The organism is Lysobacter antibioticus (assembly GCF_000731095.1).
GTDB classification, from domain to species: Bacteria; Pseudomonadota; Gammaproteobacteria; order Xanthomonadales; family Xanthomonadaceae; genus Lysobacter; species Lysobacter antibioticus_B.
The window spans coordinates 1-15,539 of the sequence record NZ_JMTZ01000044.1 but is presented as its reverse complement, the minus strand read 5'-3'; the positions used below and the strand labels follow the sequence as shown (position 1 = coordinate 15,539).

The window sequence follows — 15,539 nt, the reverse complement described above, 5'->3', positions numbered from 1 at the left end:
TGCCTCGTCGTAAAGACCGCATGGCGCGCCGCTCGCGACGCGCCATGCGGGATCGCTGCGTCGAGACGCTTACTTGGCGAACTCGTCGAGGAAGGCCTGTTCCTGCACCGTCGGCGAGTTGAGCTCGGACATCGCGCTTTTCAGCTCTTCGCCCGATGCCGTGCCGTTGGCGCGGATGGATTCGGTGACCGGAATGTACTTGGGCTTGATGAGCGAAGTCTTATCGAAATCGATGCGCGTGGTACCCATGACGAAACCTCCTGTTTGGTCGAAAGGAAACTGCGAAGCGAAGCGTCGCCTCCGGCCCGGCGGACCGGCACGGCTACGTCCCCGCGATACGGTCGAAACCGCATGCGAGGGTTACCGGGTGGGGCGGCTTCGAGTCCTTGACTCCCGTCACCGAAACGGAGGCCGTCGGATCCAAACTGAGACCGACGACTCTGCGAATGCTTCCGCGGCTGTCGGTTCCGACAGGTCGGGCATTGGATTCTTGGCGGACCGATCTTGCTTGCCGATCTTGGCGAACCGGTAGATCGGCCGACGCCTCGCGTTCGAGTCAGAACACGTTGGCGCGACGCAGCTCGCGTTCGGCCAGGGACACCGCCGCGTTCTGCGGCAGGCTCTTCGGGCCGGTCACACAGCTGACGAACACGTACTGGCGCGTGCCGCGCCTGACCTGGCCGACCAGCCAGCGCACGCCTTCCCGGCCGTCCATCACCGTCGAGGCGCTCTTGGCCGCCACCGAGGTGTCGTCGCGCGGCGGCGTAGCGCCGAACGGCGCCACCCCGAAGCTGCCGACCACCACGCCCGGCGGCTGGCGCAGGCCCGAACGCACGTCGGCGATCATCTGCCGGTTGACGCTCAACTCGTCGCGGAAGAAGCGACGCAGGAACAGCAGTTGCTCGTCCGGCGACACTTTCAGCGAACCGCCATCCCAGAAATTGGTGGCGCCGCTGCTGGTGTCGGCGTTGCCGTAATTGAAGCGGACCATGTACTCGCGCTCGCGCTGGGCGCCGAGGCGCTGGGCGATGCGCTGGAAGTACCAGGGCGCGGTGAATTGCAGCGCCGAATCCAGGGTCTGGTCGCTGCCGCCGGCGTTGCCGCCGCTGTCGGCGCCGATGCGCTCCTGCGCCTGGACGATGCCGCCATCGAGCCCGGCGAGCGCATGCGGGATGTCGAAGGTCGCGCCCGGGCTGACCCGGCGGCTGCACGCAGCCGAGGGCGTGCGGCTGATCTCGCCGCCGCTGAGGTCGTACAGCACGAAGCAGGACTGGATCTTCGGCTCGCTGCCGGGGGGACCCATCGACTGGGCGTAGGCCTGGGTTGCCGGGCCGCAGAGCGAGACGGCGAACAATGCCGCGGTGAGGACAGCTTTCATGCCTGCAGTGCTCCTTGCGAAGGCGTAATGACGGGGGCAGGCCGGCCGGGACGCGAACCCCGAGGGTTTCGCCGTCGCATCCACCCTGCTCGCCCCAGGATGCCATGCCTTATACGCGTATTTCGACCGTGGCGCGCGGCGGCGGCCGGCACGGATCGGCGACCGCTTGACCTGAAGCGCGCTCGAGGTCCTATGCTCGGCTTCCCCCTCCCAGGCACAGGACGGCATGGCCGCCATTCCTCCCACCAGCGAATCAGCCGCCGACACCGACGGCGCCGCCCCGGTCGCCCGCACCGCCGGACGCCGCGGCGAATGGTCGGTGATCGGCTCGCTGCTGCCGTATCTGCGGCCCTACCTGGGCCGGATCGCGATCGCGCTGGCGATGGTGGTCGCGGCCAAATTGTTGAATCTGTACGTGCCGTTGGCGCTCAAGCAACTCATCGACCGGCTCAACATCGAAGTCACCCCGCTGATGCTGCCGGTCGCCTTGTTGCTGTCCTACGGCGCGGCGCGGATCGGCGTGACCTTGTTCACCGAATTGCGCCAGGTGGTGTTCGCCCGGGTCATGGCGCGCACCTCGCGCCAGGTCACGCTGCAGGTGTTCCGCCACCTGCACGGCCTGAGCCTGAAGTTCCATCTCGCGCGCCGCACCGGCGGCGTCGCCCGCAACGTCGAACGCGGCGGCAGCTCGATCGCCGACCTGCTCGACTGGACTATCTACACCATCATCCCGGTGATCCTCGAAGTGGCGATGGTCACCACCGTGCTGGTGTGGATCTACGACTGGCGTTACGCCGCGATCACCCTCGGCACCTTGTTCGCCTACGGCCTGTGGACGTTCTCGGTCACCGAGTGGCGCACGCGCTACTACCGCGCCTCGGTCGAGGCCGACACGCGCGCCAACGAACGCGCGGTGGACTCGCTGCTGAACTACGAGACCGTCAAATACTTCAACAACGAAGAACACGAGGCGCGCCGTTACGACGACAACCTGCGCCACCTGGAGAATGCCCAGGTCATGTCGATCAAGACATTGGCAGTGCTCAACCTCGGCCAGAGCCTGGTGGTCGCGATCGGCGTCACCGCGATGATGTGGCTGGCCGCCAGCGGCGTGGTCGCCGGCGAGATGACGGTGGGCGACCTGGTCCTGGTGAACGCCTACCTGCTGCAGCTGTCGGCACCGCTGTTCATGCTCGGCATGATGTACCGCGAGGTGAAGCAGGCCCTGACCAACATGGAGCGCTTGTTCGATTTGCTCGACGAACGCCAGGACGTGCGCGATTCGCCCGACGCCGAGGTACTGGCGTCCTCGCATCCGACGGTCGCCTTCCGCGACGTCCGCTTCGGCTACGACCCGCGCCGCGAGATCCTGCAGGGCATCGATTTCGAGATCGCCTCCGGCGCGACCGTGGCGGTGGTCGGCCACTCCGGCTCGGGCAAATCGACCCTGGCGCGATTGCTGTATCGCTTCTACGACGTCGACGCCGGCTCCATCGCCATCGACGGCCACGACCTGCGCGCCCTGACCCAGGCCTCGCTGCGCGGCTCGATCGCGATCGTCCCGCAGGACACGGTGCTGTTCAACGACAGCATCGGCTACAACATCCGCTACGGCCGGCCCGAAGCCGGCGAGGACGAAGTCGTGGCGGCCGCACGCGCCGCGCATATCCACGACTTCATCGTCGGCCTGCCCGACGGCTACGACACCCCGGTCGGCGAGCGCGGCCTGAAACTGTCCGGCGGCGAAAAACAGCGCGTCGCGATCGCCCGCGCGCTGCTCAAGAACCCTTCGATCCTGATCTTCGACGAAGCCACCTCGGCGCTCGACTCGAAATCCGAACGCGCGATCCAGGCCGAGCTCGACCGGCTCGCGATCGGGCGCACCACCCTGGTGATCGCGCATCGGCTGTCGACGGTCATGGACGCCGACCAGATCCTGGTGATGGACGCCGGCCGCATCATCGAGCGCGGCACGCACTCGCAACTGCGGGCGCTCGATGGCGTGTATGCGCAGATGTGGGAGCTGCAGCAGCGTCAGGAGGACGCGGCGCTGGCCTGAGCCGCCCGGCGCCTCGCCTCGCCAATGGCGAAGGCGAAAGCGAAAGCGAAGGCCTCAGGCCGAAGCGTCGGATTCCCAGACCATGTAGACGTCGGCGCGCTGATAGTGTGAGCCCGGCCGCGGCGCCGGATGATGGCGGAAGCCCACGCTTTCGTAGAGTTTGAGCGCGGGCCCGAGGCGGGTGCTGGATTCCAGGAACAACTCGCGGCCGCCCATCTGCTGAAATGCCTCGATCGCCCCGGCCATCAGCTTGCGGCCGATGCCGCCGCCGCGCAGCGAGGGCTCCACCGCCATCTTGGTCAGTTCGACCAGGCCGTCTTCGTGGCGCATCAGGGCGACCGTGCCGAGCACCTGGTCGGCCTCGTCGACCGCGAACAGGACCCGGCCGCCGCCGGCGAGCAGATGCGTCTGCGGATCGCCGAGTACCTCGCGGTCGACCGGTTCGACCGTGAACCAGCGCTCCAGCCACTCGATGTTGAGGCGGGCGAACTCGCCGCGCCAGCGCGGCTCGAAATCGACCACACGAACGGCGCCGATCACCCGCAAGGGGGGCGTTGCGGAATCCTTGGATGCCTCATCGCTCATGCCTCGATCATAGACCGGCCGGCGCGGCGTTCGCAGCCATGAAGACGACGACGGCGGCCACGGCCGCCGTCATGGAAACAACCGGCCCGCGCTCAGGGCTTGCCGTTGCCCTTGTCGCCCTTGCCCGGCCCGCGCCCCTGCGCCGCGCTCTTGCTCTTGCCGGCGTGGTCTTTGCCGCTCTTGTCCTTGCCGGGCTTGGCCTTGGCCGACTTGGCTTCGCCGCGATCGCGCTCGTAATCGCGATAAGGGCGGTTCGGATAGTCGCGACGCAGCTCGGTGTCGATGGTGATCGGCCGGCCCCAGCGGTCGTAGGTCGGCACGAAGCCGCGCTTGAGGCGGTGGAACTCGGCCGACCCGGGCTTGATGCCCAGGCGCAGCGCGATCGCGCCCCAGCCGTCGGCGTGGTCGCGATCCCACTCGTCGACCACATAGCGGCACGGCCGGCCGAGCACCTGCGCGATCGCGCAGGCGTAATAAACATCGCCCGGCGTCCAGCCGCGTTGGTTCAACAGATCGCCGACCAGTTCGCGCGGCGCGCCGTAGTAGCGGACCATTTCATCGATGAAAGGCTCGCGGTAACGCGCGCCGTAGCGGTTGATGTCGCCGAGCCAGGTGTCCACCCAGACGTCGCCGCTGCGTGGATTCCAGCCGGCCACGACATCCTGCGCCTGGACCGTTCCAGCGCCCAGCAAGGCCGCGACGGACGCGGTCAGGGCGAAGAAATGGGTCTTGAGCTTGTTGGACATGGGGAACCTCCTGGCGGCCGGATGCGGTGGCTGCTTGCCCGGAATCTATTGCGGCGATCGCCCAGCGGTGCAGCGAAACGCCGCGCGGTCAGCGCGAAATGGTGAACTTGCCGAAGGCCACGCCGATGTCCCAGCCTTCGCCGGTACCGGCCAGGGCCAGCGACACCTCGCCCTTGGTCATGACCTGCGCCTTGCTCGACTTCGCCGCGCCGGCATGGGCTTCGGCGGTGGCGTAGCTGCCGAGCGTTTCGCCGATGTTGTGCACGCCGGAGAACTCGCCGGTGCCGTTGACGATGCGCGACTTGCCGAAGCTCAGGCCGCCGCCCTTGGCGCTGATCCGCACCGACATACTCTGGCCGTTGCTGCAGCTGATGGTGCCGTTGCCCGAGGAGGTCTTGTAGAACACCGACCAGCCGGACATGTTGAACTTGAGCTTGCAGTCGACCGAGCCGCGGGCGGAGGCCGCCCCCGGCACGGCAATCGCCGCCAGCAGGAGCGCACCAAGCAGGAGGCGTCGCGGGCGCAGGCGGAACGACGGGCTGTGGACGGGGGCGACGGGGGTCTTCGCGGTGTTTTCAGTAGCGGTGCGCATGGGCGGGCCTCGGACGATGGCGGAACCGGGTCATGGACGACGGCGTGTCGTGCCGGTGAGGGAGGCTAACACTGCCGGGCGGCGACCCTCCCGGACCTGCCGCCGTGCCGGTCAAACGACGACGGCGCCCGAGGCGCCGTCGTGTGGCTGCGAACCGACGCCGGGTCAGTCGTCGTAGCGGTCGCGCCAGCGGCCGTTGTCGTGGCGGCCGTAGCGGCCGCGGTCGTGACGGTCGTAGTAGCGGTTGTCGTAACGATGGTCGTAACGCGGATCGTAGTACGTGGTCTTGCACTTACCGCGATGGTTGCAGTCGCGGTCGTAGTAGCGGGGGCCGTAGCTGTAGCGCGGCGGCGCCGGGCGATAACGGTGCTCGACGTAACGCGGCGCGTTGCGGTAGTAGGTCGGACGGCCGTAGCGGTCGTGCACGACGATCAGCCGGTCGTTGTAACCGTAGTTGCCGTAGCGGTAGTACGGGGTGTTGTTGCGCACGATCACGTCGGCGATGTCGACGATCACACGGGCCAGATCGTCGGCTCGGGCCGGGGCAGGAATCGCGACCGCGCCGATGCCGGCGGCGATGACGATCGGTGCAAGCCAGCGGGACAAGGCGGTCATGTCGGTCTCCTGTAAAGCCTGCTCCTCGGCAGGCACGATGCGAATGTGCCTTCGCCACCGTGAACCGGCTTGGAATGATTCCGAGGTCGCCGCCAGCCGCTCAGTCGCGGTTGCAACGGCAGCCACGGGGGGGACGCCCGGCCCTCCCCGGCCGGCCCGCAAAGGCCGCGGAGTCGTCCGCTGCGCAGCCGGCGTTCAGGCGCCAAATCGAACCCGATCGGACCGCTCGGCGGCAAGTCCGCGCCTTCGCAGCGGCCTCCGTCTGGCGGGAGCGGAAAGCGGCGTTTGGAGGACCCGCACAACGCGCAAGCGCAGCTCTCGCGAATGACCCGACCTCGTTGCCAGACCGGCCCGAGGCGCCGCACGGACCGGCGCGGACCGGCCATGCCGATGCAGACCAGTCGCCTATGCAGCCACTCAAGACGCTTAATCTGCCGCGCCAATCCCTGCGAACCCTGCTGCAGCAGCGCGCCGGCCTGCTGCAGACAATGCTCGTGCGTATCCACCGGCTGCGATAGCCTGCCCTCTAGCTTGCCGATCACCGCTCCGGACAGGCCGCGCAGACGCTCGTCGGCCGACTGGAAGACCGTCCCCACTACCTGCTGCGATAGCTCCTTCAACTGCAGGCAGGTCGCGCGTTGATCTTCTCCGACTTCCTCGCAACGGCGTTCGAATTGCTCCATCAAGACCGCCGTCCTGCCGATCAGCGCCGTCAGTTCGTCTTACTGCATTCAAGCGCTTTCCCGACGCATTCTCGAGCTGCGCCTGCATTTCTTCGGACTTGGACTCGGGCCCGCCACGGACCCGACGCCCCCTCGGCGCCGGATCGCGGATCACCGATCACTTCATGCGCAGTCCGCTCGAGCCCGGCAGGGGCTGTTCCACGGCCTGCTGTTGGCTGTCGACCGTAACCACCGCCTCGCTGCGCAGTTCGCGTCCCGGCGCTGCCGCTGCGGCTTGCTGGGTCATTTGCCGAAACGCATCGCGATCGCCGCTTTGCGATGCCGCCAGCATGCGATCGACGATGGCGGAAGGATGACTATCGACCGATTGCGATGCGGTGGGAACAGGCGGCTTCGCAGGCGTATCGCCGCGCCAGCCGTACTTCACCATGCCCGGCTTCTCCGAATCGGCGAAAGTCCTGACGCCATCGGGGTTCCAGGTTTCCTTTATGTGCGCCCCGACGCTTCGATAGTAGTCGGCAAGCTGCTTCGCATCTTGAATCATCGACCATTTGCCGCGATCGACGATCGCCACCGGGAATTCGCCCGGCTTGGCGACCGCCCCCAAAAACCCTCCGTCCTTTTTCACCACCCCGGCCTCATGGCTGACCATGTAGCTCGAGAAACTGACCTGCGGACCGTGGCGGATCACATTGTGTTCGATGTCGGCGACCGGGCGATTCGCATCGACCGCGGCCACCGCGCTGTTGATCGCGTGCCTGATCGCCAGTTCTTCCTTTGAGCCGACCAGCGGCGTATGCGGCAAGCCGGCTCCGCGAAACGTCAACATGTCGTGCATGTCGTAGTCGCCGGTGAACGGCAGCGCCCTCCAGCTTTCCTTTGCTTTGAGCGGGGCCAGCGACTCCTCCAACCGGTTCATCTCGATGGGGTAGATGTTCCCCTTGACCCGGTCGCCCAGGCCGTGACCGCTGCTGAGATAGATGCCCGTCAGTTCTCCGCTGGCCTTTTCCCAATGGCCGACATAGCCCTCGATACCGGCGTCGCGCACCTTCTGCAACATGCCCTCGGCGTTCGCCGGATATGCCTTGGCTATCGACGATTGCTTGATGGTTTTCTCAAGAATATCGTGCCCTTTGGCCGCGGCCCCCTCTTCGAGCGCGGCCAGCGTGGCAGCGCCCGCCGCCCTGAAGCTGACGGCAAAATTCCCTTTGCGCGACGCCTCTTCGATCGCAACCCGATGTTGCGGCGTCAAGAACTCCCTTTCGACCTGGTTGATGACATCCTCGTATTTCTTTCCATCGGCATTCTTGCCCACGACGATCTCCTGTTCAAATTCGATATTTCCGCAGGCCACTGTCCTGCGACTCTGGCGCGGCCGCAGCCAACATGCTGTTGATCACAATGCCATCGCGCGAATGCTCTTCAAAGACGCGATCGACTGCTCATCCGCCAATGCAACCGGGCCTCCATCGCACGATCGCGCAGCGGCTGCGCTCTTGCTTGGATAGAGCTGGAACACCGCGTCTTTCCGCCCGTATGCATTAGAGGTCAGTTCCATCGGATATGGCATAGGGAAAATTCTTAGCTCGCTCGCCCCCTGCATCGCCGATCCATGTGCTTGCGCGCCCCGCATGCACAGCGACTCTCGCAGAGGGCATGCGCGGCGTGTCGCCCTTCGAGTCCAAACAGATCCGGCACGACTCGACTGACATGCGAACTTCGCCCAGCCGTCGAGAGTTCGCCGCGGAGCATCGGGCGTGCGGCTGGCCGGTTCCAAGCCCGCTTATGCAGCGACGGAAGAATACAGGCCTAGACGTTGCAGGCTTCCGCCAGGAACCGTAGGCGACACGCGAATACAGGACGATGGCGTCGTACGCCGAATCGGCAACTGCATTCCATCGATTCCACTCGCTCGGACCAATCCGCCCGATCAGGCCGCTTCGCGCCTACGACCCTCGCCGCCCGAAACACCGGGGCTGGCGGCCGGGGCCAAAGGTCGTTGGCTTGCCGGAGGGCGCCGCCGCGAGGCGGCGGGTACGATCTTTGCGTTACGAGCCATAGACGGCTTGCGCCGCCGGCCGCTCCGCCGCAGTCGCGACCTCTGCCGGCACCTGCGCGACCTCAGACTCCACGATCGAAGCGTGCGATCGCTTCGGCGATCGCGCCGGCTCCGCTCACCGTCTGCAGGCGCGGATGTTCGCCGCTCATGCCGTGCTCCATCTCGTGCGCCCAGGTCACGTGGTAGGGCATGTGGATGCCCCAGCCGCCGAGGGTGATCACCGGCTCGATGTCCGACCTCAGCGAATTCCCGACCATGGCGAAAGCGCTCGGCGCGATGCCGAACTCCGCCAGCACTCGCGAATAGCTGGCGTCGTCCTTCTCCGAGACGATCTCGATCCTGTGGAACAGATCGGCCAGGCCGCTGCGGGCGACCTTCTTTTCCTGGTGGAACAGGTCGCCCTTGGTGATCAGGACGATGCGGTGGCGGGCCGCGACGGCTTCGACGGCCTCGCGGATGCCGGGCAGCAGCTCCACCGGGTGGTCGAGCATGGCCTTGGCGAGCAGGACAATCTTGTGGATGCCGGCGGCCGAGATGCGCGATTCGGTGATGTCGATCGCCGCCTCGATCATCGACAGGACCATGCCTTTGACGCCGTAGCCGAACAGGGCGAGGTTGCTGCGCTCGACGGCCAGCAGGCGCTGGCGTACCGAGGCGTTGTCGACGTCGACCCAGGCGCTGAGGATCCTGTCGAATTCGACCGCAGCCTCCTGGTAGTAGCCCTCGCTGTGCCAAAGCGTGTCGTCGCCGTCGAAACCTACTAGTTCCAGCATGGGTCTGCCTTGAAGATCGGGCGCTGGCGATGCACGCCGCGCTTGCCGGGGGAAGGACCGGAGGCCGATGCGGCCTCGGTCGGCGCATCCGCAGCAGGGACCGCCGCGGCGACGGGCATTATCCCGCAGCCCGATTGCAGCGCCTATGCGGCAACGGCCGGTATGGCTGGCGGCCTCGGCTGGCGGCCTTAATGAGAGACCTCAAGGAGGCGGCCCGGCGGCACGGAGAGAAGTGCCGTACGGGCCGCAAGGAACGCCGGCATCGAACGGTTTATCGCCCGGGCGGCGCCCGGGTCGACCGGAGGAGAACGGGAGCTCCGGCAGGAACGAGCACCACGCGGCAGGTAGAAGAAGGCGCCGCCCCGAGCCCTAGCCCGGCGGCTAGCGGCGCCTTCTTCCATGGCCAGGGCCCGCGATTCGGCTGGACCGATGACCATCCCCAACGCAAAGCCTCAGGTTTCGTGCTCGCCGCCCTCGTCCAGGAAGTTATTGCGACGACCGAATTTCCGGTGGCGCTCGAGCTGCGAATTCATGTAACCGGAGATCAACGCCGCCAGTTCGCTGTCCGGGCCGAGCGCGTTGATGACCGTCAGCCACATGCCGCGGTAAATCCAGCGGTTGCTGCGGACGTAATTCTTGCGCCAGGGCCCATAGACCGCCTCGGGCAATTCGGTCCAGAAACGCCCGGTCGCCATGACCCACAACGCCGCCTCGACGAATCGTCGTGCGTCGTCGGCGCTGGCGTTGCGCGTATAGACCGTCCGCGGCAACACGGCTTCGATGGCCGCCCACTGCTTCTCATCGAGCCGGGTGAATTTCAATTCCTCGCTGTCGTTCTGGGGCATGGATTCGGCTTCCAGCTCGTCCACGGGGTCGTCGATTTGTTCGTTGCTAAACGGATGGATATTGCACACGGCGTGATCTGCTTATGGGTATGTCTAGGGGGGTTCCGAAGGGTCATTGCCGACAAGGGCGATTCCATCGACACAAACCAGGATCGGAAGACTGGACGCAGTGCATTACCTCCTTGGAATCGGACTGCTTCGATTCCTGTCGCGGGCTACGACAGATTGCTGAAACCGGACTTTCATCCTTCCGGGCCCAACGCTTGTTTTCGTCCATGATCGCCATCCTTGGCCTCTTTGTTGGGATTGCGCCGCCGGATCGCGACGCAAACTAAATCCTGTCCGGTGCACACCATGTGCACGACACGAACGCTCGAAGCGTGCGTTCAATATCACCCGAACCGAAATGAAAATTTGATATGTGCAACGACTCCTTAGCCGTTATTACCCGCAATTATCTTCGGCGCCGATCGTCTGCATGCATTTCGACCCCGCCACGCCGCCAATAACCCGCACAAATTAATTGCACCTGAAACATAAGACCGCGCACGCCCCACTTCGCTTTTTATCTCGAACCAGGCCAGCCAAGGCATGGACGGCGAATAGAGCCAGCGCTCGCGAATATCTCGATCGTCTGCTCCGCATACGACACGCGCTGGCGCATCAAGATAAAAGCGCCGAGCCGGAATCTCCATGAGAGGAATCCACTACGCACCCGACTTTCGCCTCGCCGTATGAGTCCGCCCTCGCCGGACGTCCTGTCGCGCCGATGGCCTCTTAGGCATACCGATGCAAATTCTGTGCCGACCGTCACGTTTTTGGCCGAATTTGGCAAAGTTTCATCAATTTCGCGATGAAACTGTTTACATCGCCCAAGAAAGCGCTCTTCGTGCCAGCTACGTGCAAGCTCGCCCCCCTTCCCGCCCCCCTGGACCCACGCTTTGGGGCGGTAATTGACGGTAAATGTCAGCCGCGTGACACTGAACCGGGGTTCGAAAGAAGCCTCTGACAAAACTTACCTTTTGAGCCTGGCCAATCGAGCCTGATCCAGATCCGTTTTCTTCGCAGGATCGCTGGATTTAATGCACACCGCAGCCCATTCCCGAGGCCGCGACACTCAGGGAATGAGAGGGGTGTTACCGGCGGTGCCATATCGGCTGCCGCGGATTATTAGCGGGATCAACGAACCCGTATCGGCAGATACCGACCGGCGCGGCAATACGCGCCGACGGCCATAACCGGGCAGAGCCGGCATGCGAGTCAGGGAAATGCGTTCGCTCGCTATCGATACGCCGCCGGCGATCCGGCGGCGCGGGCAAGTCGCCGACTCAGTTGACCGTGCAGGTCAACGTCACGACCACGGATGCTCCATTGGCGAGTGCCCCCAAGGCGACACCGCTTTCCAGCTGAGCCAAGGTCAGACCCGCCGGGCAGGCTGCTCCACTGCAGGTCGGCGGCGCGGTGCAGGTCAGACCGTTGCGGCCTGCAGCGGGATCGCTCAGCACGGCGCCCGTAACCGTATCCGGCCCGTTGTTGGTCACCGCGATGGTGTAGATCGTGGTCGCGCCTCGCGTCACCGTGTCGCCGGCTTGGTCGCTGGGACCCACGCCAGGGGTATTGGTCTTGGTGATGATCAAGTCGGCGAGCGGGTTACGCGTGTTGCTCAGCGTGCAGGTCAGGTCGTCGCCGGCCACCGGCGTCACGCTGAAGCTGCTGCCGCTGCCGCTCGGGGTTTGTCCGCCGGCCGATGCATTGGTGCAGGCATAGGTCGTGACGTAGTTGGCCAGGTTGGCGCCGGCTGCGCCCGCTTCGGACAGGGTGTAGACGCTCGCCAGCGTGGCCGGGTCCAGGACCGCGATCTCGGCTGGCGTATTGGTCGTGCCGGTCGTGGTCACGCTGACCGGCCCGCCTGCACCGCTGATCGTCAACGCGAACTGGTCGCTGCCGACGAAGCGCCCGAGCGGCAAGGCTTTTTGCAGTCGCAGCACCGGCTGCCTGCTGTTGGTGAAGGTGCAGACGATGTTCGCTCCGGCCGCGGTGGCCGCGGCATCGAGCGTCACCGTTCGATTGCCCAGGTCCGGCGCCGCGTTTCCTCCCGCGGCCAGCCCGGTGCAGGTGATGTCGGTCAGGGTGAAGCCGGCGACCGCCGCCTCGGTCACCGTCGTCACGGTTCCGAGCGCGGTCAACGTCTGCACCGCGCCGCTTACCGGCGTGCCGGCCACAGTCGTGGTCAAGGTTTGCGGCACTACGCCATTGCTGCCGGTGAAGCCGAAACTGCCGACCCCGCCAAGGCTGGTCTTCGCGATCGTCAACCGCGCCACCGACACGTCCGAATCGGTGGCCTGATTGTTGGCGGTGTTGGCTTCGCTGGTACCGGCGCCGGCGGTGACCGTGGCGGTATTCGTCAGCGCACCGGTGAAGTTCGCCGGCACCGTCAGGGTCAGCAGGTAAGTCACCGAACCGCCGACCGGCAGATCGACGGTCGCGTCGTTGATCGCGCCGCTGCCACTGGCCGTGCAGACGCCGCCGGCCGTGCCCGTGCAGGTCCAACTCGCAGTGGTGATGCCGGCCGGCAACGGATCGGCGACCGTCGCATTCTGGGCGCCGAAGGGCCCACTGTTGCTGACCACGATCGTGTAGACGACGTTCGTGCCCGGCGCATAGGTGTCGTTGGCCTGGTCGACCTCGCCGTTGACGCCAGGCGTATTGGTCTTGGTAATCGCCAAGTCGGCGCCGAAGGTGATGTTCGCAGTCGGACAGTTGGAACCGTCGTTGGAGCTCGAGCCCGGCGCGCCGCTGATCAGGGTCGCCGCGCCGGTATTCAAGTCGAACTGATAAAAACCACTGGGCGGGTTATTGCCCGAACCGTACAAGCCGTTGGGCGCGCCATAGATCGCGCCGAAGAAGCCCGCCGGCAAACCGTTCGGCACGCCGATATTGGTGACGGCACCGGTGGTCGGATTGACCGACACCAGCTGACCGCTGTTCGTCACGCTGTACAGCAGGCCGCCCACCCAGGCCCAGTCGGCGATATTGATCGCCGAACTCAGGGTGATCGGCGTCGCGACCAAGGTCGTGATGTTGACCGCGTACATCACGGTGCCGGCAGCGACGTTGTTCTTAACGTACAGGATGTTTCCGGAGGTGCCGAAGGCGCCGCTGATATAGACCGCCGAAGGCAATCCGGTCACCGCTCCCAGTATCGCCGTGCTGCCGTCGGCGCCAACGCGCACCAGGGTATTGCCGGCAGGATTGGTGATCAAACCGTACTGATAGTTGTCGCTGGGGTTGTAGCCCACCGCGTTATACACCGAGGTGGCGGTTCCCACGGCGTTGAACACCAGCGGATTGACGGTGGTATTGATCTGGTACAGCGTGGTCGGCGTCGGCGCGCCCGGCGACTGTTCGAGCCACATGCGCGCATCGCAGGTGCCGAAGCTCGTCTGATCGAGAATCGTCAGTGCGTAGTCCTCCGCTTCGCCCGAACCGGCGATGCCGGTGGCGCTGGCAATAAGCGCGGCACTGGCCGCGGTGCGCACGCGCAGATAGGACTGACCGGCGCTGGTATCCGGGTTCACCGTCCAAGCCAGCGTCGCACTGCCGCCGCTGCAGTTCACCGTCGCCGATCGTTCGTCGGCATCGAATACGCCATTGCGGTCGAAGTCGATCCACCCTGCGATGAAGCCCGTGCCGACGCAGGCCACCGGCACCGAATACGAAAGCGTCCGCAGGCTGACCGACAGCGGAGCCAATGCCGATACGTTGACGCCATCCTCGTCGTTGGCGGCGCCGTTGCTGTCGTCGAGCGACGCCCCGGCCCCGGCCCAGGCCGGATTCTCGACATCGACGCGGCTTCCGAGCAAGGCAGTCGTCGGCTGCACGAGGGTTGCGAGCGAGAAGCCCGCGGAGAATATGTCGGTGTTGCCGGCCGGAAGCGTGCCGCCGCTCCAGTTGTATTGCGGCAAGTGCCCTGCCGTACCGTAACTGCTCGGCGCATCGCCGTAGTCGGCCACGTTGAGCATCACGCCCAAGGCCACCGCCTGGAGGCCGCCGGCCTGCAGCGTAAGGGTCGCCGTGGTGGCGTTGTCGATGAAGTACACCCCCATCGGGGCGGGGTTGGCCGGCGAACAACTATTCGGCGGCAACGAAGAAAACGCATAGGTCGTGCCTGTCACGTTGACGTTGTAACCGGTCGTGCAACCCGCGGCGCGATTGCGCTCGATCACGCGCATCGTGGCGCCCGCAGGCAACGTCGTACGTATCGCTTCGGTGACACTGGTGGTCTCCGCATCGGCGAACACCAGGCCGTCCAGTACATAGGGACTGCCGCCCAGCAAAGCCGAGCAGCTGTAGGTGAACGTGGTCAGGGTGCCGTCGACACGATTGATCAGACCGATGTCCATCGTGTTGGAGCCACCGGTGCCGCCGACGTTGTACAGATCGTCCAGACCGTCTTCGAAATAGCCGCCAGGCCGATAGATCTGCAGGTCGGGATCGGCTCCGTTGCCGTTGATGCCGCTCAAGGTGCAGGTAATCACCAGCGGCGTACCGGAAATGGTGATCGTATTGACGACCGAAGTGCCCACCTGGGGAATGGCGGTGCCGCTGACGCCCCAGTCGAACCACAGGATCTGGCTTCGATACTGGCCACTTCCGCCGGTCGCGTACTGCGCCGCCGCCGGACCGGCAGCCAACATGCCCAGCACGGCCGTCATCAGCGCGAGGAGCTTGGCGACGATGGATTTCATTTCCTTCTCCATGGACCGCCTGCGAAGGTTCGGCCGCGGCTGCAATTCGATCGATGGGACTGCGACGCTGGATCGTTGCCGCTAGTGGTCACTCCGGCCGGAGCCGAGCTGAGTCTTCTTGCTGGATCTGTATCCGGATCTGCGCGCCGGTTTCGCTCATGCCGATCGCCGACGCGCCTATGACCAGAACGAAAGCGCAAATATGTCTACCTAATATCGTTCATCCACAACGAAAAACCGGCGGCGGCGCGAATGGCTCAAAAGCCCCCCCACGCAGGCGCCGAGCGGCCGCAGAACCATCCGCCGCTCATGCGCGATCATCCTCTCGGCGGTCGCGGCGATGGCCGCAACGCATTTGCGTTACGGCCTAACGCGATCAGTACGTGCCGACCAGATTCAAGAACCAGCCCTTGTGGTCGTAATCGAAGTTGGTCAGGTCGTCGCTGAACTCGGTGA

Annotated in this window: 11 protein-coding genes; 1 reads left to right on the top strand and 10 read right to left on the bottom strand. The window is 65.4% G+C overall.

The annotated features are described in order from the left end of the window. Positions 1–69: 69 nt before the first annotated feature. The gene (locus EX88_RS0114290) at positions 70–249 is read right to left on the bottom strand and encodes a hypothetical protein (protein ID WP_031372668.1); all 180 of its coding nucleotides are present in this window, start codon (positions 247–249) and stop codon (positions 70–72) included. A 307-nt stretch (positions 250–556) separates the two neighbouring features. Beyond that, entirely contained in the window at positions 557–1,378 is an 822-nt protein-coding gene (locus EX88_RS24615; protein WP_031372667.1) for a penicillin-binding transpeptidase domain-containing protein, read from the bottom strand. A 226-nt stretch (positions 1,379–1,604) separates the two neighbouring features. On the opposite strand from EX88_RS24615, the gene EX88_RS0114280 reads away from it, so the two are divergent. Beyond that, the gene (locus EX88_RS0114280; RefSeq protein ID WP_031372666.1) at positions 1,605–3,437 is read left to right on the top strand and encodes an ABCB family ABC transporter ATP-binding protein/permease; all 1,833 of its coding nucleotides are present in this window, start codon (positions 1,605–1,607) and stop codon (positions 3,435–3,437) included. Positions 3,438–3,491: 54 nt separating this feature from the next. Here EX88_RS0114280 and EX88_RS0114275 read toward each other — a convergent pair whose 3' ends face one another. The 8 genes from EX88_RS0114275 to EX88_RS0114240 form a co-directional block, all read right to left on the bottom strand. Continuing rightward, entirely contained in the window at positions 3,492–4,022 is a 531-nt protein-coding gene (locus tag EX88_RS0114275) for a GNAT family N-acetyltransferase (protein ID WP_081930999.1), read from the bottom strand. Between the two features lie 92 nt (positions 4,023–4,114). Beyond that, on the bottom strand, positions 4,115–4,768 hold the full coding sequence (locus tag EX88_RS23800; RefSeq protein ID WP_051885123.1) for a hypothetical protein: 654 nt from the start codon (positions 4,766–4,768) through the stop codon (positions 4,115–4,117). 88 nt (positions 4,769–4,856) lie between these two features. Continuing rightward, a complete protein-coding gene (locus EX88_RS0114265; RefSeq protein ID WP_235186277.1) occupies positions 4,857–5,360 on the bottom strand; it encodes a hypothetical protein in 504 nt (167 codons plus the stop codon). 165 nt (positions 5,361–5,525) lie between these two features. After that, positions 5,526–5,975 (bottom strand): hypothetical protein, encoded by a 450-nt coding sequence (locus tag EX88_RS24610; protein WP_051885122.1) that lies wholly within the window; start codon positions 5,973–5,975, stop codon positions 5,526–5,528. Between the two features lie 840 nt (positions 5,976–6,815). Beyond that, on the bottom strand, positions 6,816–7,973 hold the full coding sequence (locus EX88_RS0114255; RefSeq protein ID WP_200875849.1) for a hypothetical protein: 1,158 nt from the start codon (positions 7,971–7,973) through the stop codon (positions 6,816–6,818). Positions 7,974–8,779: 806 nt separating this feature from the next. Further along, positions 8,780–9,490, bottom strand: a complete 711-nt coding sequence (locus EX88_RS0114250; RefSeq protein WP_031372660.1) for an HAD family hydrolase — start codon at positions 9,488–9,490, stop codon at positions 8,780–8,782. Positions 9,491–9,942: 452 nt separating this feature from the next. Further along, entirely contained in the window at positions 9,943–10,335 is a 393-nt protein-coding gene (locus EX88_RS24605; RefSeq protein ID WP_152566274.1) for a transposase, read from the bottom strand. A gap of 1,328 nt (positions 10,336–11,663) precedes the next feature. Continuing rightward, positions 11,664–15,083, bottom strand: a complete 3,420-nt coding sequence (locus EX88_RS0114240) for a CshA/CshB family fibrillar adhesin-related protein (RefSeq protein ID WP_152566273.1) — start codon at positions 15,081–15,083, stop codon at positions 11,664–11,666. Positions 15,084–15,539: the final 456 nt, after the last annotated feature.

Bases quoted from the DNA above. Each gene is read 5' to 3' on its own strand.
- EX88_RS0114290 (WP_031372668.1), bottom strand. From the start codon at position 249: ATGGGTACCACGCGCATCGATTTCGATAAGACTTCGCTCATCAAGCCC.
- EX88_RS24615 (WP_031372667.1), bottom strand. From the start codon at position 1,378: ATGAAAGCTGTCCTCACCGCGGCATTGTTCGCCGTCTCGCTCTGCGGC.
- EX88_RS0114280 (WP_031372666.1), top strand. From the start codon at position 1,605: ATGGCCGCCATTCCTCCCACCAGCGAATCAGCCGCCGACACCGACGGC.
- EX88_RS0114275 (WP_081930999.1), bottom strand. From the start codon at position 4,022: ATGAGCGATGAGGCATCCAAGGATTCCGCAACGCCCCCCTTGCGGGTG.
- EX88_RS23800 (WP_051885123.1), bottom strand. From the start codon at position 4,768: ATGTCCAACAAGCTCAAGACCCATTTCTTCGCCCTGACCGCGTCCGTC.
- EX88_RS0114265 (WP_235186277.1), bottom strand. From the start codon at position 5,360: ATGCGCACCGCTACTGAAAACACCGCGAAGACCCCCGTCGCCCCCGTC.
- EX88_RS24610 (WP_051885122.1), bottom strand. From the start codon at position 5,975: ATGACCGCCTTGTCCCGCTGGCTTGCACCGATCGTCATCGCCGCCGGC.
- EX88_RS0114250 (WP_031372660.1), bottom strand. From the start codon at position 9,490: ATGCTGGAACTAGTAGGTTTCGACGGCGACGACACGCTTTGGCACAGC.
- EX88_RS24605 (WP_152566274.1), bottom strand. From the start codon at position 10,335: ATGCCCCAGAACGACAGCGAGGAATTGAAATTCACCCGGCTCGATGAG.
- EX88_RS0114240 (WP_152566273.1), bottom strand. From the start codon at position 15,083: ATGAAATCCATCGTCGCCAAGCTCCTCGCGCTGATGACGGCCGTGCTG.